The following is a 23958-nucleotide window of genomic DNA, read 5'->3' as shown; positions in this document are numbered from 1 at the left end:
AATTAGACTATTAAACCAGAAAGAAACGCCCGCTAGTTTCCGCTAACGGGCGTTCGAGTGTGACAAAGAATCGCCATTCTTTCTTCATTTATACCATAAGTTTATTTGTTATTTCAAGCAAAAAAAGAAAAATGTCCAGTACCGCAAATACTGGACTTTAAAGGAGTTTGTTTAGTGACAACACCATAAAGATTGGTGATATTTATAACTATTTTATAACATAAAGCAATTTTTGAAGCAAGTAGTTTTTACTTGCTTTTTTTTGTTGCTTTGAAGGGAGGTGAGAGGAATGGTTGGAGAAGAACAAACCTTGCATCACTTGTTGTGTACGGTATTAACCAATACGTATGAAGACGCAACGCCTTATTTGGATTTTACTGTTTCCATTGTTCCAAAGGAATTAAAAAGTAGGCAGGCCCAATATGTGCCGAATGATCGGAAAATTGAACTGTTTACCCTTACTCAGTCTCCTGAAGCTACGGTATTAACGCTGTTACGAGAATTGACACGTCATGTGTTGTTCATGGATGAAGGAGAGCTGAAACAAAAAGACGTGTTTTTTTGAACGTTTCTATTTGTTGGTAAGTACGGCTATGGCGATGGATTTGTTGACAGAAGACACACTGCTTATCCATGCAGTGAAAGAATATGATCAACTAGTGGAACGATTTGGAAAGGTTTCTTCGTGGGAGTTGCCCAATCAAACGACAAACAATGGTTTTACCGTCCATGTAACGAATAGTTACGAGGCACGAATGCTATTAAAAAATCGAAGTTACCGCTACTTTACGTTAGGTAAAGCTTGGGAAAAGGAATTTCCAACAAAGCAAGAAGCGGAACAAGAAGCAGCCTTTCTAAAGCAACAGTTTCCAATGAGTCAAATAAGTGTTTTGCGACCCGTTGAAGCACTTTTGTGTATGCATTACTATATCGGCGTTTCAGGAGGGTTTCATTGTAAACAAGCTCTTTACCAAGCAGGCTATATCTGGCAAGGCTATGGTCGAAAAAGAGAATGGGTGAAAAAAGTTCCTGTAGGTCAATATAACGAGGAATTAGCATTTTTACATGAGTTGCGTTTGATTGGCCAACGCTTTACCCCGACATTTGGAAGTGAACGTCAGGAAAAGAAACAACAAGCGAAGCAATTAAAACGAAATAAACGAAAAGTAAGTTATTAGGAGGCACTTAAACAAATGAAAATTACACAAACCGAATTAAACAATCGGCGAAAATTAGCAAAAGCAATCATGGCAGCAAAAAAAGAAGACCATGATACGTGGTTGGGGGAGTTGTATCAACAATATATCTCCACGAACCAAGACACGTTGACAGAAGCGTTAGCGATGATGACCAAACAAACACAAGCGGAAAAAACATCAGGGTCTTTTTATTCTAATCATAAAAATCATGGAGGAGGACAAGCTTAATGGAACGAATTCAAACAGTTTTAACCTTTATTATTGGTGGTGTTTCAGGTCTAGTTGGTTCTTGGGCAACGTTACAGCTGTTGATGGCGGCTTGGAATATGATGCGTAAAAATCAACGCAAAGTAGAAGAAGCCAAAGAACATATGGAACACATTGTATTAGGGATTTGTATTGCTGTAGCGGGAGCAGCGATTGTTTCTTGGCTAATGAGCGCGTAACGGAGGGAAGTTTATGTATGTTCAGATAACAGGAGGGAGGAAGGTGAAGACACTTCTCCCTTCTAAAAGAAAACGATTAACGGTGAAAGAAGCCAACTTGCTTTTGCAAAAGTTAGAAACGTTTGCAGAAGATACTGGAAAAAAAGATACGATCCGATTAACAATTATGGAAGACAAAGACATTCTTTTTCGGGATGACTGTGTAATAGGAGAAGGTCATTCACGCAACCTTCTTTTAGTTGTCCAACATACATTTACCACGTTACACAAACGGACAGATTCTGACGAATGTCAAGAGCTGTTAACCAGTATCCAACAAGCATTAGAAGCACCAGATACTTTAGAAGAACCAAAAAAACGAGAGAAAAAAACAAAACCAAAGGAAAAAAGGAATCGTAAGCCCGCAGTGAACGCGTCAAAGCGTTCTTTTTCTTTGTCAACCTTTTCAGTAAGAAGTACTCAAGGAATAATCCTAGGGGTACTTCTTCTCGTTTTTCTTGGAATAGGTGGTTTTTGGGTAAGTTCTTTTTCAAAGCAAGACGTACAAAGCAAGCCAACCTATGAACAATTGTTAAAAGAAGAAAAATATGCGGAAGCAGCTGTTGCCTTTCCTGATAAACGGGAAGCCATTGAACAATATTTAGTGGAACAACAAGCGTTTCAGGAGTTGAAAACATTTAATGCGCAATTTTCCACTGATGAGTGAACCTTTGATTTGGCTTTCTACCAAAAAGAATGGAAAAAGGTCATTCAAACTGAAGGGTCAGAATTAAATACGGATCGAAAAGTAATGTTGGCCTATGCGTATATTCAACTGGATCAATTAGAAGAAGCAGAAATCTTGAATAAAACCTTAAAAAGTGCCCAATTAGCCACAGAATTAAAGAAAGCTTGGACAAAAAAAGCCATTCGAGCGATTCGAAAAGAATCATTTTCAGAAGCTGAATCAATCAATAAGCGCTTGAAAAGTGAAGAAATAAAGGAATTGATCGAGACGGGAAAAACATGTCAAGAAATGATCGCTCTTTATCGGGAAAAGAAAGATTCAGAAAATGAAAAGCTGTGGAAACAACGTTTAACACAATTAGGAGAGGAGCTTTATTATGAAAATGAATAAGCCAATTTTTGACAAGGAGTTATTAAAAAATAAGAAATTATTAGGTATTGTAGCCGCTGTGACGGTTTGTACGGGAACGGTTGGTTATGCGACTTACCAAGCATTTACCCCACCAAAGCAGCAAGCAACTGAAAAATTTTCTGGAGAGAAAGAAAAAGAAACTGATTCTTGGATTATTCCTGAAGATCGTCGAAAAAAATCAAGTGTTACGACTAAGAAAAGTCAAACAAAGAAAAACAAAACAACCACAGATGTTTCAACGGATGTCTTTGAACGGTTTGGCTTGGTAGAAACAGCGAAAGATTCAGACAATAAAGGAACAACGAAGTCCTCCCTATCGCCGAAAGAACTGGTCGCTGTTGCACAATCAATCAAAGACAAGGAAGCAACAAAACAGCCGACAATCCTTGACCAAGTATTGCAACAACCAGCAATTTTTAAACCAGAAAAATCTCCGCAAAAACCAGTAACGGATAATACACCAACAAAACCAAGCGAAGAAACGGACAAACCAGTTGTTCCATTGCCACCTGTTCAACCAGAAACACCGCAAGAACCAACGCCACAACCTGATCCGCAGCCACCTGTAGCGATTGTGGATTATCAAGTATTGGAACGCTTAGTTGAAAATGCGGAAGGCTTACCAGCTTCTGCTTATATGACAGCTTCTTATCAAGCGATGCAAAACCAACTGAAGGTAGCTAAAACCATGTTGGCAGAGCGACAAGCAACGCAAGCTCAAGTGAATGCACAAGTAGAAGCCTTGCAAGCAGCCATTGATCAATTGGTACTACGAGGCAATTTTTCTGATTTAGAGCAGTTAGTCGCGCAAGTGAAGCTCATTCAACGAGAAAATTATACGACAGAAAGTGCCCAACGCTTAGATCAAGCGTATGAACAAGCAACAGCGTTGATCCAGGAAGGTGAAGCGACACAAGAACGTATAGATGAAGCATTAAATCAGTTGAATCAAGCGATTATGCACTTAGTAGAACGTGGAGAAAAAGCAGCGCTTCAAGCGATTGTTGAGCAAGCCAAAGGCATTGATCGTGCGTTGTATACAGCTGAAAGTTTACAAGTATTAGACGAAGCGGTAGGTCAAGCGCAACAAGTCTTGCAATTTGTGGATGCTACACAAGCCCAAGTGGACGAAAGTGTTCAATTGGTTCAAGCAGCGTTAGCGCAATTACAAACGATTGGAGAACCAGATTATAGTCTATTACAATTGACGCGTTTGATTGAAGTTTGCGAACAAATGGATTTAACCGAGTATACGGAACAATCAGTAGTGGTATTTACAGCAGAATTGGCTAGAGCGAAAGCCTTTGTTTCTAGTGGTGAAGTAACAGAAGAAGCAGCACAAGCACAATTAGCAGCGTTACAACAAGCCAAAGAGCAATTGGTAAAAAAAGCAGATAAGACCGTCTTAACACAGCTGATTCAAGAAGTTGCTCAGTTAGAAGCTTCAAACTATACGTCGGATAGTTGGGCAACATTGGCTCAAGCGTTGCAAACAGCTAATCAAGTAATGGCAGATCCACAAGCAACACAAGAACAAGTAAATGACGCAGTAAGTGCGCTACAACATGCGAAAGCGGCATTAGTAGAGGTATAACATGAACTACACATTGTAATGAATAAAAGAGTCCTTGCCTATTTGCAGGGACTTTTTTTGTATCTAAAAATAACGTTTTTAGGAGGAACAAATGAATAAAAATAAGCTAGTTCGAATCACAAAGGTGGAGCCTAATCGGCTATACGCGAAAGATTTAGAAACAAAAGAAGAATTAACGTTGGAAGTAGACGAAGTGATTGCGGAAGATTTCCAACGAATACTAAAAGAAAAACATCAATTTGGCGAAGGGGTCTTTATGACTAGAGAGGAGTTTCTAAATGGCTAAGTGGCAAAAACAGACAAAAGAAGAAATTGAACAAGAAGTCCAACAAATGACTGAAAAAAGCTTGACCTACATTCAAAACCATACCAAAACAATTGAAGATCAATTAGAGTTATTGCGGTTTATGGATCGTTTCTATGAGTATTCTTTTCGGAATCAAGCATTGATTCAGGCGCAATTTGAAGGTGCTCAGGCAGTAGGAAGCTTTGCCTTTTTCAAAAAAATGGGCTTCTCTGTTCAACGAGGCGAGAAAGGGATTCGTATTTTAAAGCCCAATATTTTTGAATACATTAAAGGAGAAAATGGGCAATGTATTCCTTTATCGAAAGCCAACAAAGAACAAAAAGAAAAGATTCAAACAGGAGAATTAACGAAACATAGTATTTATTCGTTTTCTCCAACAACTGTATTTGATATTACGCAAACCAATGCGAAACCTGAGGATTATCCTAAGTTGTTTCCTAATAAACGGTTTGCCTTTTCAACAGAAAAAACAACCGATTTAGCTGCTTTAAAACAATCGTTGCACCATGTTTCAGAAAAAATGCAGGTGCCTATTCGTACGCCGCAAACGTCTCGTCTGGGTTTTCGGGAGTTGGGTTTGGCTAAAGGCGTTTTTGCGACAAGTATAGACGGTAAACAAAAAGAAATTGTACTCAATCCAAGAAACACGCCAACAGAAGAAGTGGCTACTGTGATACATGAATTGGCCCATGCGCAATTACATGATCGTACGCGACAAAATGAGCCGAATTCGTACTGGTCTACCAAACAAGTGACGGCACAAACGACCAATATCAAGGAATTACAAGCAGAAATGGTGTCTTATGTTGTTTCAAATCATTATGGGATAGATACGAAAGAACATGCGATTCCTTACATTGCTAATTGGACGAAAAATGGCCAAATGTTTTATGAGGAAAACGCAGAAGAACAAGTGGCTATTTTAGGAGATATTCAAAAAACATGTAAACAATTTATACAAGAAATTGATCAACAGTACGAAAAAAGCTTAGCCAAGACCAATGAACAAGAAAAAACACAGACCCCTTCTAGTACACGAAAAGAACATGCACCGGCTGCTAAAAAGAGGACGCAAGGTCTTGGTCGTTAAGGAGGGAGATTCATGCATAAGAAATATAAACAATGGAAAGTGATTCTTTCCCATCCTTTGGCGATTGCTTTTGTTGGTGTAGCCTCTTATTTTGCATTGCTTATAGGATTAAATATTCTCACAAAACTTCTTTATGTAGGCTTATCTGCGTTAGTTACGATAAAAAATCAAGGGATTTCACCAGAACTGATGGAAAACGGTCCGTCTATTGGGCAACAATTATGGACCTATCTCTTACAAACGTCTCCGTTACAACCAGCGCCTTTGTTCGGTGCGTACATGCGCTTTTTCCCACTAGCAGTTTTGCTTGTTTGGTTATTGCTTGTACCAAAAAAACTATACCAAATGCGGATTGCTTATCGGGATTTGAATAAAGGCACAAAAGGGGTTGCTCGATGGACAACCTTTAAAGAAATGCTTGAACAATATCCAATCGTGGCGTTGAATGAGGAAGAATATGAAGGAGAAAGCGGGATTCCGGTTCTTCATTTTAATTTGTCGCCTGTGTGGTATTCTTTATGGAAGCTTCAAGGATTTTCACTGCCTTTTTGTTCGAAGGGGTATGTGTTTATGGACCGAAATAAGACTAATGCCTGGGTAGACGCGGGAACACAATCTGGAAAAACAGAAATGTATACTTATCCAACGCTAGACCTGATTATGCGTGCAAAAGAAAAAGATTCGGTGATTATCACTGATTTAAAGGGGAATATGATTAAAAATACCAAAGCAGAGTTTGAGCGTTTTGGCTATGACGTTTGGTGTTTAAATTTAGTAAAGCCAGAGTATTCAATGGGGTATAATCCGCTAGAATTAATCAAAAAAGCATATTGGGAAGGCGATTACGATACAGCGCAATTGTTATGTAACACGTTCACTTACTCCTTGTTTCATAACGAACATTCTCATTCAGACCCTATGTGGGAAGAAGCGTCTATTGCGCTAGTGAATGCGCTAATTTTAGCAGTATGTTTTCTTTGTAAAGAGAAAGACGAACCTGAAAAAGTTACTATTATACCGTTTCGGTAATGTTGAGTGAATTGGGCCAAGATCCAGACGAAAATGGCATGACGTCTTTGGACGCGTTTTTCAGTGATTTAGAGCCAACGAATCCAGCGAAACTTCAATTTTCGACAATTCGATTTTCTCAAGGAATTACCCGTTCTGGGATTTATACAGGTACAATGGCAAAACTAAAGAGTTTTACCTTTGATAGTATTGGTCGTTTAACGGCTAAAAGTAATTTTGCTTTTGAACAATTGGCGTATGGGGAAAAACCAGTAGCGTTGTTTATTGTTTATCCAGACTACGACGATTCCAACTATGCGTTAATTTCCACCTTCTTAACACAAATGAATTATGTGTTGGCGAAATGCGCAACTTTATCTAGAGACTCTAAATTGCCGCGTAGAGTAAAAAGCGTCATGGAAGAAGTAGCCAATTTTCCAGCTGTACCAGGCTTAGAACGCCATATGAATGTCGGCTTAGAGCGTGGAATGATTTATTACTTGATCACCCAATCAATGTTGCAATTAGACAAAAACTATGGAAAAGAAGGCGCCCGTGCCTTAATAAATGCGTGTGGAAACAAGATTTATATTATGGGAGACGGAGAAGACGATGCGAAGTATTTCTGTAGTATGTTAGGGGAAACAACGGTTATTTCTACTAGCCGACATGGGGATCCATTAAGCATGGATAAAAGTTATGGTGAATCAGAAGACGGACGAGAATTGTTAAAAGAAGAAGAGCTACGGTTATTGAAGCCTGGAGAATGGATTGTTTATCGGACGAAAATGCGTAGAGACTTAAAAGGGAATGGCGTTGAGCCACGACCGATTCGAGCGTGTGAAGCAGAGGGAACCAAAATGTTGCACCGCTATGAGTATTTAATGCCTCGATTTGATCACCCAATGACTTTTGAGGAATTACATGGAGAACCAAGTCCACATGCGTATCTTTGCATGGAGGAGTTAATTATCGACTTTAAGATTGATACGGTTGATATAGAAGATACTGGGGTTTATACAAAAGATCCACAACCAAAAATTTCTCATGATGAAATAGAAGAGCCAAGGGAGGTGGAAGAAGTGGAGTATATACATGGGACAACAAAAGAAACGTTGCCAGAAGAAGTTTCTACCATGATTGAAGAGTTAGAACCTATTCATGACACGTTTACCTTATTAACCAACGTGTTTAGTGAGGATCAATTAACTTTGATGCGCGCCATTGTTCAACGTTCCGTGGAAGAAGACCAATACGATCGTTTTCTTTCTTTAGATACAGTGGAAGAAGTAGAAAATTGGTTGATTTATTTCGATATTCCTGAGGTTCAAGAACTATTTTACAGTATGGTAGAACGCTAGGAAGGAGGAATAGGAATCGATGTCCAATGAAGAAATCATTGCTCGATTGTTGGAGTTTGACCCGTTATTGAATATCTCGAAATTTTGGGTCAGTGCTGCGCGAGATATCTCATTCAATCTATTGTTTGGTATTAAAGGGTTTGTGGATGCTTTAGGTGAAGGTGTGTCCCAAATGTATCAATTAATGAATTTTTGGGACAGCCAAGCAGTTAGAAATTTTATTGATCCGTATCGTCCGGTAGTTATTTCGTTAATGACGTTGGCGATGCTATGGATCGCCTTTCGCTTAATCGGTGACCCTAAAAAAGACAAACAAAAAATCGTGAATAATATATTGATGGCAATTCTAATGTTTGTAGGATTGCCTTTTTTTATGGGCAAAGCGGGAGAATTGGTCTCAGCTGGTCGAGAAGGACTACAACAGCCTTCCGAAGCAACGCTACAAATCTTTAAAGACAATATTACGGATTTGTATACCATTGACAAACAAGGGTGGCAATATCCAGCCAATGATGTAGGCGTAAATGATATTCAAAAAACACAAAATTTAAATCTATTGGATATATCTGAAGAAGTAGATACCGACTTACATTTGTTTAAAGAATCGCCACTATCGAAAGAGGGAAAAGAAATTTTAACGAAGAAAGTACTAGAAGTAAATGGTGAAGCCAAACTTGCCAAAATGAAAGGCGTTTTCAAGTGGGACGAGGCTTATTACCGTTATTCTTGGCACCCTTGGTATATCTTCTTAGAACTGCTTGCTTATGGGCTTGTTTTAGTGTTTACCATTTTTAAAACAGGAAAAATTTGTTATGAGATTGGTGCTATGCGGGTGTTGAGTTATGGTGTGACACTAACGGATTTAGAGAATGGGCAACGAAACAAGACGTTATTGTTTAAAATCAGAGATTCGTTTATTGTTTTGTACTTGCTTTCTGTTTTATTGAACATTTTTGTTTTGTATATGACTGCGGTAAAAGAATTGTCGTTAGAAAAACCATGGGATATTATTGCGATTCTTGCCGGTGCAATGGCCGCAATTGATGGTCCAAATATTGTGGAACAGTTATTTGGCATTGATGCGGGCTTAAGTTCTGTAGGAAGAAGTTTAGTCGGCTTTACACAAAGCAGTATGGCCGCAGCCAGTGCAGGAAAAGCCATGGCAAGTGGTGTATCTAAATCTATGCAGACGGCAAAATCTGTTGGAGGAAAAACTGTACGAGGCGCAACGAATGCCGGTGCAGGTCTAGGCGGTTTATTGAAAGGCTTTAAAGGAGGCCCTCTTCCAGAAGGTGGAGCTTCCACAGGGCCAAAAGCTAAACCTGAAAAGACTACTCAAACAAATGGCACAAAAGACAACCCACCAACAGCAGGAAACAAAGAAAACACAGACCCTAATCATTCGCCAGAACCAAAAACCAATCTTTCTGCGAATGGCTTTGGGGAAGAGGGTACACCTTCAGGAGGCAATGGTGAACAACCTACCCCACCAATGATTACGGATCCTAAAGAAGCAGCTAATTTACTAAATGATTTAACTGGAGCTGAATCAGATAGTACTTTCACACCTCCTGAGTTAGGAAAAGCTATTGGAGAAAAAGCTGGAAAAGCAACACCGGCAAACGATTTCTCCAAAAATGGAGTGAAAAAACAAGTTTCGGTTTCTCCAGGACATTTAGCTGCGTATCAAGCAGGCAATTTAGCTGAACAACCAGAACCGAAGGCTAATCCAGCAACCTTACCAATGGCTGCTAAAGAGGCAAGAGCAAGATTGGAAAGAGATCTATCTACACCAAGCTCTGACGATACATTCAAAGACGCTATGGTAGATAAATACATTTCTACACGACAAAACCTTGCACAAACCAAACTGGTACGCGGTGGCGTACGAAGTTATGAATTAGGAAAAAATACAGGAGAGAAATGGAGAGATAAACCATGAGAAGACAAATTCCTGTGCCAAAACGATTGATTGAAAAAGAAAAATACAATCAAAAATTAAGCTTAAAAGACGCTCTTCTTGCGGTTTTAGCTATTCCTTTTGGCTTTTTACTATCTACTTTTTTTGTAGGGATATTCAAAGTGATTGTGCTGATTTTGTTTCCAATAACGGTTTATTTTTTGATTAGTCCGTCTGAAGTACACAACAAAAAGAATTTTCAGGTGATTCTCCGCGCGTTTTATAAAACACGCGGGGTCTATCACCCTATTCACCCACCAAAAGCAGAGGAGGAAGATCATGGGAATTGATGCGATTGCAGAACGAAAGAAAAAACAAACCCGAGAAGCAAAGAAAAATCAAAAGCGGATTTTGGAATTAACGAAATTGTATCCCGTTGCAGGCATGACACCAGAAGGGTACATCAAGTTAAGAAATAGTTACCGGGAATTGTATGCAGAAATTACAGTGCCTAAAAAGTATGATTTGGATTATCTAACTTATGATGAACTAGATTACATTGAAGAGAATGCGTGGGAATTTATGCGGGAATACAAACGTTCCGTCAAAGAAGTGTATATGAATTTCCCTGAACGAAATCAAACGCAACAACAATATTATAAAAAAATGATTGATTCAACGACAGATCCCGTTCATTTACGACTCTTACACACGGAATTAGAAAAATTAAAGTGGTTAGAAAAAAATGTGATGCGATTCACCTCATTTACGTGTTTTTTCGGAGATACCATCAAAGAGTTAGAAAATAATTTAAGCAAAATTAAGAAGTACAAAGTATATGACTATCAGGTAATTTCTGAACAAGATAAAGTGTTGGTCTTACAACTAATGAATAATACGGGAGGGATTCGACTTGTGGAAGAAGAATAAACAGATAAAAGATCAAACAGAACATACCCAACAAACACGAAGAGATCTTCAGTTGATTTATGATACGCAACCAAAAGGTGGCGTATCTACTGCACATGAATTTTTCTTGCGTTTTGGTGATAGTTACAATACGTGTATTCATGTGGTGGATCGCCCCACGTTGTTTACAGATACCTGGATTAAAAATTTAGTAATGCCACATACGTTGTTAATTGTGGATTATTATACGCCTGAAGATAAGGATTATAAAAAAGCAATTTCTGATTCTGTCAGTGAAATTGCCTCTCAAAGACGACGTGCCCCTAATCAAACTACAGCGGATGATTTAGCGGCAGAAGAGCAGATTTCACGGGAATGGTCTTTGGCATTGAGTCAGACAGGAGAACAAATCAAACAAGTTCATTTACGAATTTTTGTGTATGATGCCACATTAGAAGGGCTAGAAAAGCGCGTCAATACGATTATGCAGACTTTGGGTAGTGATGGGTATACAGGAACGGTATTCATGGATGAAAACGACGATGAATACCGTTCGATGTTTTTACCAATTCATGAACAAGAAAAACTATCTAATTCCAGGGAAAGTTTGCCTTTGCCTGGTGAAGTCATGGGGTTAGGTTTTTCTCATAACCAAACAGCGTTAAATGACCGACGAGGGCGCTATTATGGTACGACGTTTTCTGGTGGAACGGTATACATTGATTTTTTTGCGAAAACAGACAAACGCACTTACTACAATGTGTTTTTATCTGGAGATATGGGTGCGGGAAAATCAACGCTATTAAAAGCGATGTTATTTGATCGCGCAATGCGTGGTGATTTGATTCGTATTTTTGGCACAACGAAGGAAGCCAATGCGTTGGTTCGCTTGTTTCAGGGCGCAGTCGTTAATTTAGATGGCACAGACGGCATGATTAATATGTATCAAGTATTTCCAACGGTCGTCCGTGAGGACGGCACGGTGGACGAAAAAGCGTCTTTTCAGCAACATATTTCAAAAGCAGGAATTAAGTATCGTATGTTTAACAAAGAAGCGAAAGAGGACGTAGTAACCCTTTATACGAATACTCTTCATGATTTTTATGAAGACATTGGGTTGATTGGGGAACGACAAACACAACCTGTCACGTCGCTTCCAGTGGAAGAGTATCCTATTTTAAGTGACGTAATTACTTATTTTGAAAAACGAAAGGAAGAAGAAAGTGATCCAGAGTATCAAAGCTATTATTCAAGTATTCTTCTTTCGTTAACCAAATTAAGAAAGCAGTATGGCAATATGTTTAATGGCCATACGACGTTCAAAGATTTAAGCAATGTGCAGGTTGTTTGTTATAACACGAATACTTTGGGACAGCTTTCAGGAGAAATTCAAGACTTACAAATGTACAACGCTATTGACCAAACACATGAAGCATGTATGCGTCAAGGGTTGAAAGAATTTGATCTGTATAATGAACGGATAAAGAAAATGGATTCAGAAGAAGCGCTTGATTTGGCTCGACATTTTGTGATAGCGGTAGACGAGTGCCACAACTGGATCAATACAACGAAGTCTTACGTTACACGGTTCTTTATGACCATGATGTCTGAAGCACGGAAGTTGTTTGGAGGCATTTGGTTGGCAACCCAACGGTTGGAGCGAATGTTTCCAAATATGGATCAGGTGTCAGACAAAGACATGGCAGAAGCTGCGAATGATATTTCACAATTGTATGGGTTGTGTCAGTATCGTTTCTTATTGAAGCATAGTCAAGTTTCTTTAAAGATTATTCGAGAATTGTTTGGGGACAGTATTACCGAACGTCAATATGAGTTATTGCCTAATTTTAAGAGTGGCCAAGGACTTCTCTGTATTGATGGTGCAGAAAATCTACTAATGACAATAGAAGTTTCTAAAGAAGAATTGCATATCTTTGGAGGTGGTGCGTAGTGAAACAGCCAAAAGAATTTCGGGTGTTTATTGCGTGCTTTTTTGTCGTGTTTTTACTTATAGGTATGGTTTCGCTTTTCTTCCGTAATGAAGGAAAAGGGGACGTTGAGGAATATGTTCTTTCCTCCACCATGAAAGAAGATGCTTCAACGATTAACAGTTCGTCTGAGTCAATGGAAACGTCGTCCTCTTCAGTAGAAAAAGAGCCTTCTAAACGTGCTGTAGACCAAGCCAATTGGAATGCGTCGTCTTTGGATACGATTAGTAAATTAGAAGCGCTAGGCACGCAATTTATCGTTTCATTAATGAACCCAGACGTGAAAAAAGACCCAGCAATCAAGGCCATTACAAGCGAATCTGTCCAGAAACAATTGGCTTCTGGACAGATTCCTCTTTATCAGTTTATTCAAAACATAGAGAAGGAAGAAGTGGTTCATTATGGGGCAAAAGAGCAATTGATTTACTCCTTTATGAGTGTAGATAAACAGAATCGAGGCGTATTAATGACTGGAAAATTATTGTTTGGCCAAAGTGGGAATGACTGGAAAATTGAAGAGGTTTCTTTTGAAGAAAAGAGGTAATGCCTAGTGAAAAAACTCCTAAAGCATAAGTTATTATGTTGGCTTCTTCCTGGTAGTTTTTTTCTCACGATCGCTATTTTTTCTCGGTGATTCTTCTTGCGACAGGCGCTTTATTTTTAGCACAAGCAGACAGTGCAAGTAGCGGACAAGGAGGAAATGTTTCAGGGGTTTTGGGGAATCAAAACCTTAGTCCAGAAGTGTTGGCAAAAAAAGCCATCGTTGAAAAATACGCCAAAGAGGAAAACATTTCTGAAGAAGTTCCCGTCTTATTGGCCATCATGATGGTGGAGTCTGGAGGGAAAGAACCTGACCCTATGCAGAGTAGTGAGTCGGCAGGCTTGCCTCAGTTTGCGTTGGCAGATTCTGAGTCGTCGATACGACAAGGGGTTCGGTATTACAAGCAGTGCTTGAACCAAGCGCGAGCGTTAGGCAATGACCGTTGGACGGCTGTTCAATCGTATAACTTCGGGAGTAATTACAATGTGTTTGTTTCTCAAAATGGTAAGAAGCACTCGACAGAGTTGGCGGATAAATATTCGTTAACGGTGGTGGCGCCGTCTTTAGGAAATACTACTGGAGAACGATACACTTACAATGATCCAATCGCTGTTGCGTACAATGGTGGGTACCTCTATTTGAATGGCGGGAACTTCTTTTATTGTGACAAGGTAAAACGCTATGTGACGTCGCAACAACAAGAAGGAAGTACAGGTGCGATTAATACGCTTGATGGTGTTTTAGGTCAAACTTTGAACAATGGAGAGTGTTACGGGCTCACGGCTTACTATGTCACACAATTAGGTGGTCCGCAATTGATGGGATCCAATAAATGGTATGCCTCACAGATAGGAACAGACTATGATTGGGCTGCCTATGGATGGGAAGTTATCTTGAATCCTAGCTACAATGATGTGCGTGCCGGAGACGTTATTAATTTTGGTCAAGGTGGGTATGCCCCCCAAGTTTATGGCCATACCGGTGTGGTAGCCAGCGTTGACGGAAACGGTCAACTTACCACCTATGAACAGAACGCAGAGCAGGGTCGTGTAGCGGCAAAATACACTCGACCTTGGGGAAAAGAATACCCAATTGTAACGAGCCTGGTGCGTAAAAAATAATGAGTGAGAGGAGGAGAAACCATGATTCCAGAACTGTCATTAAAGGATGGACGTGTGAAGAAATATCGGCGAATGGGTGGAGTCCTTTTAACGATTTTCTTTGTTTTGTTTGGTAGTTTATTTTTCTATTCAGGCAATGAAAAAGACAAAGGAGTAAAGATTGGAGAGGACATTGAGCAAGGGCAAAATGTGGTTCAGTTAGTGGAAGCCAACTACTACGAAGACCAAGAGCTTCTACAGCTAGGTGTGTACTTTAAGGTCAACAAAATTGACCCGCTAGACCCTATTCAACCCGTTGTCCAAAAGACTAAAAACATGTTGAGTAAGCTAGACGTCAAGGTGGAAAAAATCACAGACGATTACTATCAACTGTTCGTTAAATCCGTTAAAAAAGACAGAGATTTTGTCCTTGCGGTGATGTATACAAAGAGTGAACAGAAGAGTTTGATTAGTGGTTCTGAGCTCTTCCCGGTCTCAGTAAAAAAGGCGAACCATCAGAAGAAATTCCAGCCAAAAACAGAGGAGGCTTACTTGAAAACCTTGTATGTTTTTCTAGAAAAAGAAGCGCAGAAAGAAGCTAAAAAAACGGACGAAGGGAAAATTTCTCAGAACCAATCCAAGATTCGTTCGTTGACTCATAGCATAGAGGAAGAGCAAAAACGAGTGGATGAACAGGAAAAAATGATGGTTCAGTACCAAAAATTAGCTAAAAAATTAGAGGGAAATTGAGGTTTTTTTACCGGTAAATTGGGTGTTTTTAACGGTAAAAATGATTTTACCGTTAAAAACCATAGTTTTACCGTTAAGAAAGTACCGGTAAAACAGGCAATTTTACCGGTATTCACAAAAAAAGTGATATCACGCTAAAACCAAACCGCACTGCGGTTTATATCAATTTTGATATCAGGTTCCCCTTATGCTCTTACAAAGAGTCTGTGCACTTGTGGCCAAGCCCACAGACTCTCTGTAACGCGATAGCAGGAAGCTCCGCTTCCTCTATCGTGCTTCGCTTGATATTTTGAACGAAAGGAAGACACTTATGGCAGATATTTTATTAAGGAAGCTCTCAAAAAAAACGTTGGCGGGTCTGGACGACCTAGCGACAAAAAAAGGCGTCAGCCGAGAAGCCTACGCAAAGACTGTGCTTGCCTCTCACGTGGCAGGCGCCGAGTTCACCGGCGAACGTTTGGAGTGGGAGGCGCTGGTCAAAAACCACGAGCGGGTTTTGTCTGAAGCGTTGCGTATCATTCAACAACAGGATGCGGTCATTGATCGCTTCCTCAAAGAATTTGGGGAGGGTGTGTAAATGGATTCTGTTCAACGATTTGAAGCGAGGTTCACGAATGAGGATAGTCCGTTTGGGCTATCCTACATTGAACGCTATGCGGAACAATACCCAGGGAAGAAAAACGCTGAACTACTTACGATGATTTTTGAAGAACATGCACGAATGAAAGAAGAGCTTGAGACCTTACAACAATTAAAAAAAGAACTCCTCGAAGACGTAAAAAAAGAGCTGGACCCGATACGTATTCGGACAGGATACATCGATAAAAATACGCGTGTGCTGATGGAGATTGAGAATGGTCGGTTAATCAAAGAGGGGATTTCTTCTCTAGGTGGTATGAGTGACTTGGTAGCTAAGCCAATGAAGCAAGCAATCCAACGAGTGAGTGATGAGATTGCCGCGTATCGAACGAAGAAGTTAAACCGTGAACGATACAAGGGGCCGCAGGAGGGGAATGAATGATCGAGAAGAAACGACCAGGTGTGGTCTTTGCGTTTCAATACGTCACAGGAAAAGCAGAAACCTTTAAAACGTATGTGGATTATTTGGACCGAGACGAGGCTGTTCGTAATGAACACTTTGAGAAATTCAATGCCGCAACCAAAGACAAAGAGGGGTACTTAGAATACATGGGCAACCCTGAAAAAAGCGATGGGCTGTTCACTGCGAATAAGGATCAATTAACTACCAAAGAACGGCGATCGATTAAAGAAGTCTTTCAACAGGCACAAGAACAAGACTCGGTTATGTGGCAAGGGGTGGTGTCGTTTGACAATGACTGGTTAGCCCACTATGGTTTTTGGAATCCTCGGACGAAGCAGTTACAAGCAGACGATATAAAAAATGCGTTTCGACATATGATGAAAGAAACGTTAGTGGAAGAACAGTTGGCAGACTCGGCGAACTGGGCGGCTTCTATTCATTACAATACGGATAACATTCATATCCATTTTGCGATTGTAGAACCAGAACCAACACGCCCCTATGGGATTTATACGAATCGAAAAACAGGAGAAACGTATCAGGCTAGAAAGGGGAGCTGGCACAAAAAGACCTTGGACCATGTGCGAAGTCGTATGGTGAGTAATCTCTTAGACCGTGATCAATCGTTAGCAAAAATTTCTACTTTAATACGGAAAGAAATTACAGGACCTGGTTATTCGTGGAAAGCAGCGTTACGGGAAGAACCGTATCGGCAATTGTACACACAAATTTATGATCGCTTACCAAACGATCGACGTTTATGGAAGTATAACAATCACGTATTACGAGAAGCGCGTCCGTTCATTGATCAATACATTGAGCGGTACTTGTCTGAGTATCAACCTTATTTAGTTTCGCAATTAGACCAGCAGTTACAAGAAGAAATGGATGTTCGGGAACGAGCATACGGAACAGGGGATATAGAGTACAAACGAATTCTGGATTATCGGAAAAATAAATACCATGAGTTGTATACGCGGTTAGGAAATTCCTTATTGCGAGATATGAAGGAACAAGACCAGGAACGAAAGAAGCGTGCTCCTCGTCAGTATGAAACGAATCAAGAGGAGTGGGAGAAGACCACTAAGCAAAAACCGTTAGTGAGTCAGAAACAACTAAATAAAATTAAGCGGGGATTAGATAGACAGGTTGAACATTCTCGGAACCAACGAATCTATCAACAATTACTCCGTGAGCAAGAACAAGAAAATAGTCGATAAAAAGCACAGCGTAAGGCATATACGCTGTGCTTTTTGTGTATGAAAATTAAAGGAGGAAGACCGATGCCAACATTTACGGAATTGAAGGAAAAAGCGAAACAAGTGTCGATTGTCGACTTTGCCCGAGCCCAAGGAGTAGAAATTATTGACTTAGGGAACAAGTGGGCAACGGACGCTGCACATGATAGTTTACGTATTAATAAGTTCACCAATCAGTGGTGGCAAAATTCAGTGGTCAATTCAGACGGTAAGACGCTGGGCGGAGATACGATTTCTTTTGCGCAACATTATTTACAGTTAGGTTCGTTTAAAGAGTGTGTGGCGCTATTAACACAAACAGAATTTCCCAAAGCCACTATCAAAGAAGAGAAAAAAGAACCGTTTCGTTATTATTTCAAACACGCTCCGTCAACAGAACAAGTAGAGAACTATTTAATCAATAAGCGTGGTTTGGATGAAGAGATTGTTCGGGGACTAATAAAAAAAGGAATGATTCAACAAGACGTGTTAGGCCAAGCCATTTTTGTTTGGAATGATGCAGGAAGACGCGTAGGTGCCACTGTTCAAGGCATTGCACTAGATAAGAATGAGCCACGAGGCGTAGTAAAGAAAATTGCTAAAAATTCGCAAAAACACTTTGGCTTTAATGTGACGATTGGTAAGAACCCAGATAGGATTTTATTTTTTGAAGCGCCTATCGATGCTTTGTCGTATTGGTCGTTAAATAAAGACCGATTAAAAGATTGTATGTTGTTCTGTTTAGACGGTCGGCACGGCATGAATATTGAAACGGTTGTATCTGCGATGAAATACATGAAAGAAACCAAAGGAACGCGACCGACGGCAGGTGTTTATTTTGGTCTGGATAATGATCCAACAGGCCATGAGTTTTGGGATCGAATGAGTCAATATAAACACTTTCATTCCCTTATTCCTTTGGACCATTGGATACTAAAAGAAAACATTCAGCACTATCAAGCGGCATCGGCTGCCGTAAATGGTGCGGTAGAGTGGGAATTGATTGCAGGGGTTCATAAAGCATTGACGAATATGTCTAATAAAACGACAGTGGGCAATGGCTGGAACTATCGTGGCTATTATGCGGCAAAAGACCCAGAAAAAAGAAATGATCATGAGATAGACGTGCGTGCAACTTCTATACAGGTGGCAAAGGCGTTGAATGAGTCTCGTAATCCAAACACAGGCTATATCGACCTTCAAGCCTTTTTAAGAAAGCCACAACTAGAAATAACAGACGAAGCGTTACGTCGCCTAGAATCGAAAATAACCACATATCATACACAATATAAAGAAGAACGTTACAAGCCGATGGATGTCATTTATAAGGACTGGAACGACGTTTTAAAAGTTCGAACAGCACGGAGTGTTGAACAAAAATTACTGGAAGAAAGTTATGAGCGAAAAGACGGAGAACACTTAGAAGTAACAATGCAGCAAAAAGAAGGGAAACAGACGGTTGTAGCAACCCGCAAACGGTTTGAACAGACCGTTGGATTTTATGAGGCAGAGTCAGCGCATGAAATGGCCTTCTTAATTAAAAATTACGGATATCAAGCAGTAGATAAACAAGACCAAAGAAAATATGCGAAAGCAAAAGAAATGGCTCGCGTGTAAAAGTACGTTTGTTCATTGAATTAGTAGGATTTTTTATTTGATTTACACACAGATGCTTGTTATAATAAAAGTGCGAAAAGAGTGTAAATCTTTAAGGTAACACCATAGAACCCCAAATCTGGTCAGAGATTTGGGGTTCTTTTTTCGCTCGTTGCGAATACGAGCGTATGAGTTAGGACAACTTGCTAGTTATCGTCTTTCTTATCTAACCAATGAGAAACTAGTTCGATGACTAGCCCCACAAAAATAGGTGCGATAACTAAAGAGAGTAAATCTTTCATAGGTAACACCTCACTTTCGAGGCAAGTTGCCTTTTTTATTATAACAAACAAAAACAACGCTGATAAGCAGACAGTAATTCTAAACGGTTATTTGCTATTTTACGATTAAATTTAGAAAGGAATAACAATTATGAGCAACAGAATTAGTGATGAAGAGTTGATGGAAAGATTGAAAAAATTAGGTACTTTTCTTTGGTTAGATCCAGAAGCAGATGAGAAAGATTATAGATTTCTATTGAATTTGAACACTCCGAATTTAGAGTACAATGGATACAATGATTTTACGTTGAATAAAGATGGTAGTTATACGGTAGGTAGTAGAAATATTGTAATTGATATAAACGTTCTTGACGATGATCAATTTGAGATTGGGGTGTGTCATAGCATATATAATGTTTCAGGATTAGAAAATTTGCAAAAAATTATATCAATTGGCTATGGTTCTCCTTTTTCAATAAAATTAGAAAAACGTGGTGTAGGCTGGGTTAGTTACTCAATCAAAATTCCAATGCTTACAGTATATTCTATTTATCAATTAGAAAAACATATAGAAACATTAAGATATTTACTTGTGCAAGTGATGAATACAGTAAAACTTGATATAGACTAAAAAAGATATGGTATACTAGCTTAGTAGAAAAGTGAAAAGATGGTGGCTAATCTCTTGAATAAAGGGGTGATGCCTATGGTTCATAGCTTTATCCCTAGAAGGGAGTAAGCATGTCTGTATTTGAAGCATTATCGCTAATGATTGCATTCGCAACGTTAGTTTTGCTGATTATAGATCATACGAACACAAAAAAATAACCATCTAACACTTTGACAGAGGATAGATGGTTAAAACATTTATTTGAGTCACCGTCTTTTTAACGGTTCTACACTAGAGAGTTGTGTTAGCGCACAGCTCTCTTTTCATGCATATTTTAGCATATCTATAGGATAAATACTAGTAAAGAACCTTTATTCATATAAAGGTTCTTTATTTTTTTATTGATTAGTTGTAAATATATTTTTGGAGGAATTTTTGAATTGAAAAAATATTGTATTTTTAGTACTCATCATGTAAAATTTTTTTTGAAAAAACTTGACAGAGGAGAAACAAATGCTATACTTAAGCACAGCACAGCACAGCACAGCACAGCACAGCACAGCACAGCACAGCACAGCACAGCACAGCACAGCACAGCACAGCACAGCACAGCACAGCACGTTAACCTAAATATACGTGCTTATTTGTCGTACATTAAAATAAAAATAGCCAGCAAAATAGACGTCTTTGTTCCTCAAAGATGTCTATTTTTGGTGGCTAAAAGAGAAGAGGTGGCATAGTGTCACCTCTCTCAATAGACAGAAGTTGGCAATCTGGAAATGAAAGAGCAGATAATCTGTTTTTTTGGAGGACATTTGGTTTTAACGAAAAAGATGTCTTAATTGAAAATACTGATGGGCTTGTGAATGGTACGTTATTTGAATTCAAAAATAATATAGCGGATCTAAATGCTGTACTTGTTCAAGCAATCCACTATCTTTCGAAATTGAGAAATAAAGGTGGCATTCCAATCCCTAGTAAAATTGTCCTTGTAGATATTAGTAAAGACCATGCATATGTTTACGATGCAATACAATATCGTTCTGAAATAGAAACAAATTATGTTAATAGTGCTTCAAAAGATGTAAAAAAATTAACATTAAAAAATTCAACTAAGCCTGAAAATGAATTTGATTTTACAGTATTTCAACCTAATAGCCCTAAAAATAAAGAACTATTGGCACTTTTTGAAAATTATAGTTATCAAAAGTTTGCTATTAATTTTCCGAATATTTTGGGTTGGGCAAATTATATTTATCATCGTGATAGAACTGTTACAAAATCGCAAATGTTTAACATGCTAAGAAATCCTCAAAGTTCTATAGTTGAAAATTATATTTTACCTTGGAATGGAAATGAAACTGATTTTGATACGGTTATGGATGTTTTAAATGATCCGACGAATAGAAAAGATTTGGGCGCATTTTATACACCATTACCTTACGTAAAAGAAGCTACTAAACTTGTTAGGAAAGCAATTAATAATGTTCCAAAAGGTAAGGATTACGTTATATTGGATCGATGCGCAGGTACTGGAGCATTAGAACATTATTTAACGGATGAGGAATTAAGTCATGTTATTTTGAATACTTATGAAATAAAAGAATGGCTGGTTTTGTATAATAAATATATTGGGAAAGTAAGAGCAATTATCCCCCCACTAGCAGTTGTACGGTCGAATCAAGGAAATTTAGTGGCAAGTGGAGATGCTTTAGCAGAAGAGTTTCTAACCATTCCTATGGAAACGGATGGAAAACATGCGACACTACAAGAAATCATTGATGATAACGATGTAATTATTATTGGTTTAGAAAATCCGCCATATTCTAGTGAATTGGCACGTGCACAAGAAGGAAATGTTAAAACGAAAGATAAATTTAGCTATATTCGCAGATTAATGTCTGCTGAATTTGCAGGAGATAGTAACCATGCGAAGGATCTACTTAACCAGTTTGTCTGGTCATTTGAACAATATTTTATGCGGGATCCTAATGATCAATATGTATTGTTTGCACCAGTAAAATATTGGAAATCTGTAGGGTTAATGTCTAAAGTGTTTGTTGATGGTTTTTTAGCTAATAGAGGAAATTTCAAAGCACAAGAAAGTTCTTTATTGGTTGCTTTGTGGAAAAACGAAAAGGATACTTCAACAGAAAGTATTTCTGTTGTGGCTAAAGAAATCTGGAAAGACAACAAAAAATGGGGAACCGGGAAAGGAATTGCTGTAATTGATGTTCCTGAAGATGCCATTCTTAAAGACGTAGCACTTGTGACTATCAAAAAAGTTCATACAACGCTTTCTAAACTCTATTCAAAAAAATTATCTACTGATAAAGCTGCTACTTCTGTTGTAGGATATGACGGCCGAGAAACGTATATAAGAAATAATAAAAAATTTAAACCGGTGTATAATGAAGATATTTTAGCCCATCTTGAAGCTAGTGGATTTGGGTTGACTGCTCAAGATGTTCGTATGACAAGGATTTCCACCTATCATGGATATGGAAGTCAAGTGAGAATCTCTAATTATGCTGAACAAACAGCTTTGTTTGTAGCTAAACAATATCCTCAAAAAAACTGGTTTGAAAAGGACATTTATTATACAACGGCCGATAAAGGAGAAATGTACAAAAAAGATATTGATTTTTTAAGAAAGGCTACTTTATGGACATGCATTTCTCATAAAAATCATTGTATAAGTTTTTATGGTACAGATGGCCGTTTTTACAATAATGAAATGTGTTTAGACGAAAATTCTTTAGTACGTAAAGAGCTGGTTGAACAAGAGAAATATGGAAAACTTGATAGAGCAGATCTCATGTTATTAGGTGTTTTTGATGAATTGTTGGATCTTGTTAAAGATACTCAAGAATACAATCCTTGTTATAATTATGGAACATATCAGATTGAAGAAGATATTAATACCTCCTATAAAGATGCGAACGACAAAAAAATTTATAACAATGAAAAGGTTAATACCAAACTTAAAGAATTAAAAGTTAGATTGGCTAACTATTACTCGGATGAATTGGAAAGTAAATTATTTGAGTATGAATTACTAAAATAGTTAAGTAAATCTTTACGATAATACCACACCCCCCAAAAAAAACTCTGATCAGGTTTTGGGGGCTTTTTTATCTAACCACGGTAAAACTTGATATAGACTAAAAAAAATATGATATACTAGCTTAGTAGAAAAGTGAAAAGATGGTGGCAATCTAGAGTCTAGGAGGTGATGCTTATGAACGTAAGTATCAAGTCTAGAGAAAGGAGAGCCTGATTTGTCAACTTATGAAGCTTTAAGTCTGATGATTGCATTTGCAATGTTAGTCTTAGCTATCAAAGATGACAATAACAAAAAATAAACCATCTTTCGCTTTGGCCAGCAAGATGGTTTAAGTAAAAACTATTAAACTGCCACCGTCTTTTTAACGGTTCTACACTAGAGAGTTGTGTTAGCGCACAGCTCTCTTTTCATGTATATTTTAACATATCTATAGGATAAATACTAGTGAGGAACCTTTATCATATAAAGGTTCTTTATTTTTTCTTTGTTTTAGCATACTCTTCTAAATCAGATCTTTTATATAAACGTATTTTTGCAGGTCCAGCTCCTTCATTTTCATAAAAAGGCGTAATGTATTTTAAGCGAACAGATTGTTCAAACCCTTTAACGGATTGTCCGGTAATTTCTGCACCTTTATGTTTATCTACTAAGTTTTTATATATCCATTCTTGAATTTCTTTTTCATGCAGCGTATTCATAATATCCCTCCTTTTTAACTATAGCATAAGTACTATATAAAAATCAATTTATAGTTGTAAGACTATAGTTGATATGCTATAATATAATCATAAAG

At 38.4% G+C, this 23958-nt stretch carries 28 protein-coding genes and 1 pseudogene; 27 read left to right on the top strand and 2 right to left on the bottom strand.

Annotation, left to right across the window (positions count from 1 at the left end):
• The first annotated feature begins 289 nt into the window (after positions 1 to 289).
• The 22 genes and pseudogenes from IGJ04_RS15245 (at position 290) to IGJ04_RS15140 (ending at position 19228) form a co-directional block, all read left to right on the top strand.
• Complete coding sequence (locus tag IGJ04_RS15245; protein WP_438840399.1) at positions 290 to 565, top strand: hypothetical protein; 276 nt, start codon at positions 290 to 292, stop codon at positions 563 to 565.
• A 10-nt stretch (positions 566 to 575) separates the two neighbouring features.
• Positions 576 to 1178, top strand: a complete 603-nt coding sequence (locus IGJ04_RS15240) for a hypothetical protein (RefSeq protein WP_438840398.1) — start codon at positions 576 to 578, stop codon at positions 1176 to 1178.
• A 15-nt stretch (positions 1179 to 1193) separates the two neighbouring features.
• Positions 1194 to 1427, top strand: coding sequence for a hypothetical protein (locus IGJ04_RS15235; protein WP_202576300.1), 234 nt, complete (start codon positions 1194 to 1196; stop codon positions 1425 to 1427).
• Positions 1427 to 1645 carry a hypothetical protein gene (locus tag IGJ04_RS15230; RefSeq protein ID WP_202576302.1) on the top strand — a complete coding sequence of 73 codons (219 nt, stop codon included), beginning with the start codon at positions 1427 to 1429 and terminating at the stop codon, positions 1643 to 1645. Before IGJ04_RS15235 ends, IGJ04_RS15230 begins: the two co-directional genes overlap by 1 nt.
• A gap of 43 nt (positions 1646 to 1688) precedes the next feature.
• Positions 1689 to 2351 carry a hypothetical protein gene (locus IGJ04_RS15225; protein WP_438840397.1) on the top strand — a complete coding sequence of 221 codons (663 nt, stop codon included), beginning with the start codon at positions 1689 to 1691 and terminating at the stop codon, positions 2349 to 2351.
• Positions 2352 to 2360: 9 nt separating this feature from the next.
• Positions 2361 to 2762, top strand: coding sequence for a hypothetical protein (locus IGJ04_RS15220; RefSeq protein ID WP_438840396.1), 402 nt, complete (start codon positions 2361 to 2363; stop codon positions 2760 to 2762).
• Positions 2749 to 4377, top strand: a complete 1629-nt coding sequence (locus tag IGJ04_RS15215; RefSeq protein ID WP_438840395.1) for a hypothetical protein — start codon at positions 2749 to 2751, stop codon at positions 4375 to 4377. Before IGJ04_RS15220 ends, IGJ04_RS15215 begins: the two co-directional genes overlap by 14 nt.
• 91 nt (positions 4378 to 4468) lie before the next feature.
• On the top strand, positions 4469 to 4663 hold the full coding sequence (locus IGJ04_RS15210) for a hypothetical protein (protein ID WP_016616835.1): 195 nt from the start codon (positions 4469 to 4471) through the stop codon (positions 4661 to 4663).
• Entirely contained in the window at positions 4656 to 5774 is a 1119-nt protein-coding gene (locus IGJ04_RS15205) for an ArdC-like ssDNA-binding domain-containing protein (protein ID WP_438840394.1), read from the top strand. Before IGJ04_RS15210 ends, IGJ04_RS15205 begins: the two co-directional genes overlap by 8 nt.
• 12 nt (positions 5775 to 5786) lie before the next feature.
• Positions 5787 to 6803, top strand: a complete 1017-nt coding sequence (locus IGJ04_RS15200; protein ID WP_438840393.1) for a type IV secretory system conjugative DNA transfer family protein — start codon at positions 5787 to 5789, stop codon at positions 6801 to 6803.
• On the top strand, positions 6803 to 8143 hold the full coding sequence (locus IGJ04_RS15195; RefSeq protein WP_438840392.1) for a type IV secretory system conjugative DNA transfer family protein: 1341 nt from the start codon (positions 6803 to 6805) through the stop codon (positions 8141 to 8143). The genes IGJ04_RS15200 and IGJ04_RS15195 overlap by 1 nt, the downstream gene beginning before the upstream one ends.
• Positions 8144 to 8162: 19 nt before the next feature.
• Positions 8163 to 10085 (top strand): pLS20_p028 family conjugation system transmembrane protein, encoded by a 1923-nt coding sequence (locus IGJ04_RS15190; RefSeq protein ID WP_438840391.1) that lies wholly within the window; start codon positions 8163 to 8165, stop codon positions 10083 to 10085.
• Between the two features lie 26 nt (positions 10086 to 10111).
• Positions 10112 to 10393, top strand: coding sequence for a hypothetical protein (locus IGJ04_RS15185; protein ID WP_438840390.1), 282 nt, complete (start codon positions 10112 to 10114; stop codon positions 10391 to 10393).
• Positions 10383 to 10973: a hypothetical protein gene (locus IGJ04_RS15180; protein WP_438840389.1), complete on the top strand. Its 591-nt coding sequence runs from the start codon at positions 10383 to 10385 to the stop codon at positions 10971 to 10973. Before IGJ04_RS15185 ends, IGJ04_RS15180 begins: the two co-directional genes overlap by 11 nt.
• Positions 10957 to 12903 (top strand): VirB4 family type IV secretion system protein, encoded by a 1947-nt coding sequence (locus IGJ04_RS15175; RefSeq protein WP_438840388.1) that lies wholly within the window; start codon positions 10957 to 10959, stop codon positions 12901 to 12903. The genes IGJ04_RS15180 and IGJ04_RS15175 overlap by 17 nt, the downstream gene beginning before the upstream one ends.
• Positions 12903 to 13484: a hypothetical protein gene (locus IGJ04_RS15170; RefSeq protein WP_438840387.1), complete on the top strand. Its 582-nt coding sequence runs from the start codon at positions 12903 to 12905 to the stop codon at positions 13482 to 13484. Before IGJ04_RS15175 ends, IGJ04_RS15170 begins: the two co-directional genes overlap by 1 nt.
• Positions 13485 to 13490: 6 nt before the next feature.
• Positions 13491 to 14602: pseudogene (locus tag IGJ04_RS15165) on the top strand (lysozyme family protein).
• 21 nt (positions 14603 to 14623) lie between these two features.
• Positions 14624 to 15331 (top strand): hypothetical protein, encoded by a 708-nt coding sequence (locus IGJ04_RS15160; RefSeq protein ID WP_438840386.1) that lies wholly within the window; start codon positions 14624 to 14626, stop codon positions 15329 to 15331.
• A 310-nt stretch (positions 15332 to 15641) separates the two neighbouring features.
• A complete protein-coding gene (locus IGJ04_RS15155; protein ID WP_438840385.1) occupies positions 15642 to 15908 on the top strand; it encodes a 50S ribosomal protein L7/L12 in 267 nt (88 codons plus the stop codon).
• Entirely contained in the window at positions 15909 to 16352 is a 444-nt protein-coding gene (locus IGJ04_RS15150; RefSeq protein ID WP_438760870.1) for a hypothetical protein, read from the top strand. It abuts the gene before it with no gap.
• On the top strand, positions 16349 to 17593 hold the full coding sequence (gene mobP2 / locus IGJ04_RS15145) for a MobP2 family relaxase (RefSeq protein WP_438840384.1): 1245 nt from the start codon (positions 16349 to 16351) through the stop codon (positions 17591 to 17593). Before IGJ04_RS15150 ends, mobP2 begins: the two co-directional genes overlap by 4 nt.
• A 63-nt stretch (positions 17594 to 17656) precedes the next feature.
• Positions 17657 to 19228, top strand: coding sequence for a DUF3991 domain-containing protein (locus IGJ04_RS15140; protein WP_438840383.1), 1572 nt, complete (start codon positions 17657 to 17659; stop codon positions 19226 to 19228).
• Positions 19229 to 19413: 185 nt separating this feature from the next.
• On the opposite strand, the gene IGJ04_RS15135 is transcribed toward IGJ04_RS15140, so the two are convergent.
• Positions 19414 to 19509: a type I toxin-antitoxin system Fst family toxin gene (locus tag IGJ04_RS15135; RefSeq protein ID WP_438840382.1), complete on the bottom strand. Its 96-nt coding sequence runs from the start codon at positions 19507 to 19509 to the stop codon at positions 19414 to 19416.
• A gap of 130 nt (positions 19510 to 19639) precedes the next feature.
• Here IGJ04_RS15135 and IGJ04_RS15130 point away from each other — a divergent pair, with 130 nt between their 5' ends.
• The 5 genes from IGJ04_RS15130 (at position 19640) to IGJ04_RS15110 (ending at position 23463) form a co-directional block, all read left to right on the top strand.
• Positions 19640 to 20119, top strand: a complete 480-nt coding sequence (locus IGJ04_RS15130; protein ID WP_016617536.1) for a hypothetical protein — start codon at positions 19640 to 19642, stop codon at positions 20117 to 20119.
• A gap of 110 nt (positions 20120 to 20229) precedes the next feature.
• Positions 20230 to 20316 carry a putative holin-like toxin gene (locus IGJ04_RS15125; protein ID WP_219376566.1) on the top strand — a complete coding sequence of 29 codons (87 nt, stop codon included), beginning with the start codon at positions 20230 to 20232 and terminating at the stop codon, positions 20314 to 20316.
• Positions 20317 to 20538: 222 nt separating this feature from the next.
• Positions 20539 to 20838: a hypothetical protein gene (locus IGJ04_RS15120; protein ID WP_438840381.1), complete on the top strand. Its 300-nt coding sequence runs from the start codon at positions 20539 to 20541 to the stop codon at positions 20836 to 20838.
• Entirely contained in the window at positions 20838 to 23165 is a 2328-nt protein-coding gene (locus tag IGJ04_RS15115) for a hypothetical protein (protein ID WP_113844423.1), read from the top strand. Before IGJ04_RS15120 ends, IGJ04_RS15115 begins: the two co-directional genes overlap by 1 nt.
• 214 nt (positions 23166 to 23379) lie before the next feature.
• Positions 23380 to 23463, top strand: a complete 84-nt coding sequence (locus tag IGJ04_RS15110; RefSeq protein ID WP_225624570.1) for a putative holin-like toxin — start codon at positions 23380 to 23382, stop codon at positions 23461 to 23463.
• 175 nt (positions 23464 to 23638) lie between these two features.
• Here the strand turns inward: IGJ04_RS15110 and IGJ04_RS15105 are convergent, their stop codons facing one another.
• Positions 23639 to 23863, bottom strand: coding sequence for a hypothetical protein (locus tag IGJ04_RS15105; RefSeq protein WP_202579696.1), 225 nt, complete (start codon positions 23861 to 23863; stop codon positions 23639 to 23641).
• Positions 23864 to 23958: the final 95 nt, after the last annotated feature.

The organism is Enterococcus sp. AZ050, assembly GCF_051715085.1.
GTDB classification, from domain to species: domain Bacteria; phylum Bacillota; class Bacilli; order Lactobacillales; family Enterococcaceae; genus Enterococcus; species Enterococcus faecalis.
The sequence above is the reverse complement of the archived record's forward strand: the minus strand, read 5'-3'. Positions and strand labels throughout refer to the sequence as shown.

What these genes read in the sequence shown, in the direction of transcription:
- IGJ04_RS15245 (WP_438840399.1), top strand. Translation starts at nt 290, where the DNA reads ATGGTTGGAGAAGAACAAACCTTGCATCACTTGTTGTGTACGGTATTA.
- IGJ04_RS15235 (WP_202576300.1), top strand. Translation starts at nt 1,194, where the DNA reads ATGAAAATTACACAAACCGAATTAAACAATCGGCGAAAATTAGCAAAA.
- IGJ04_RS15230 (WP_202576302.1), top strand. Translation starts at nt 1,427, where the DNA reads ATGGAACGAATTCAAACAGTTTTAACCTTTATTATTGGTGGTGTTTCA.
- IGJ04_RS15215 (WP_438840395.1), top strand. Translation starts at nt 2,749, where the DNA reads ATGAAAATGAATAAGCCAATTTTTGACAAGGAGTTATTAAAAAATAAG.
- IGJ04_RS15210 (WP_016616835.1), top strand. Translation starts at nt 4,469, where the DNA reads ATGAATAAAAATAAGCTAGTTCGAATCACAAAGGTGGAGCCTAATCGG.
- IGJ04_RS15205 (WP_438840394.1), top strand. Translation starts at nt 4,656, where the DNA reads ATGGCTAAGTGGCAAAAACAGACAAAAGAAGAAATTGAACAAGAAGTC.
- IGJ04_RS15200 (WP_438840393.1), top strand. Translation starts at nt 5,787, where the DNA reads ATGCATAAGAAATATAAACAATGGAAAGTGATTCTTTCCCATCCTTTG.
- IGJ04_RS15195 (WP_438840392.1), top strand. Translation starts at nt 6,803, where the DNA reads ATGTTGAGTGAATTGGGCCAAGATCCAGACGAAAATGGCATGACGTCT.
- IGJ04_RS15190 (WP_438840391.1), top strand. Translation starts at nt 8,163, where the DNA reads ATGTCCAATGAAGAAATCATTGCTCGATTGTTGGAGTTTGACCCGTTA.
- IGJ04_RS15180 (WP_438840389.1), top strand. Translation starts at nt 10,383, where the DNA reads ATGGGAATTGATGCGATTGCAGAACGAAAGAAAAAACAAACCCGAGAA.
- IGJ04_RS15160 (WP_438840386.1), top strand. Translation starts at nt 14,624, where the DNA reads ATGATTCCAGAACTGTCATTAAAGGATGGACGTGTGAAGAAATATCGG.
- IGJ04_RS15155 (WP_438840385.1), top strand. Translation starts at nt 15,642, where the DNA reads ATGGCAGATATTTTATTAAGGAAGCTCTCAAAAAAAACGTTGGCGGGT.
- IGJ04_RS15150 (WP_438760870.1), top strand. Translation starts at nt 15,909, where the DNA reads ATGGATTCTGTTCAACGATTTGAAGCGAGGTTCACGAATGAGGATAGT.
- mobP2 (WP_438840384.1), top strand. Translation starts at nt 16,349, where the DNA reads ATGATCGAGAAGAAACGACCAGGTGTGGTCTTTGCGTTTCAATACGTC.
- IGJ04_RS15140 (WP_438840383.1), top strand. Translation starts at nt 17,657, where the DNA reads ATGCCAACATTTACGGAATTGAAGGAAAAAGCGAAACAAGTGTCGATT.
- IGJ04_RS15135 (WP_438840382.1), bottom strand. Translation starts at nt 19,509, where the DNA reads ATGAAAGATTTACTCTCTTTAGTTATCGCACCTATTTTTGTGGGGCTA.
- IGJ04_RS15130 (WP_016617536.1), top strand. Translation starts at nt 19,640, where the DNA reads ATGAGCAACAGAATTAGTGATGAAGAGTTGATGGAAAGATTGAAAAAA.
- IGJ04_RS15125 (WP_219376566.1), top strand. Translation starts at nt 20,230, where the DNA reads ATGTCTGTATTTGAAGCATTATCGCTAATGATTGCATTCGCAACGTTA.
- IGJ04_RS15105 (WP_202579696.1), bottom strand. Translation starts at nt 23,863, where the DNA reads ATGAATACGCTGCATGAAAAAGAAATTCAAGAATGGATATATAAAAAC.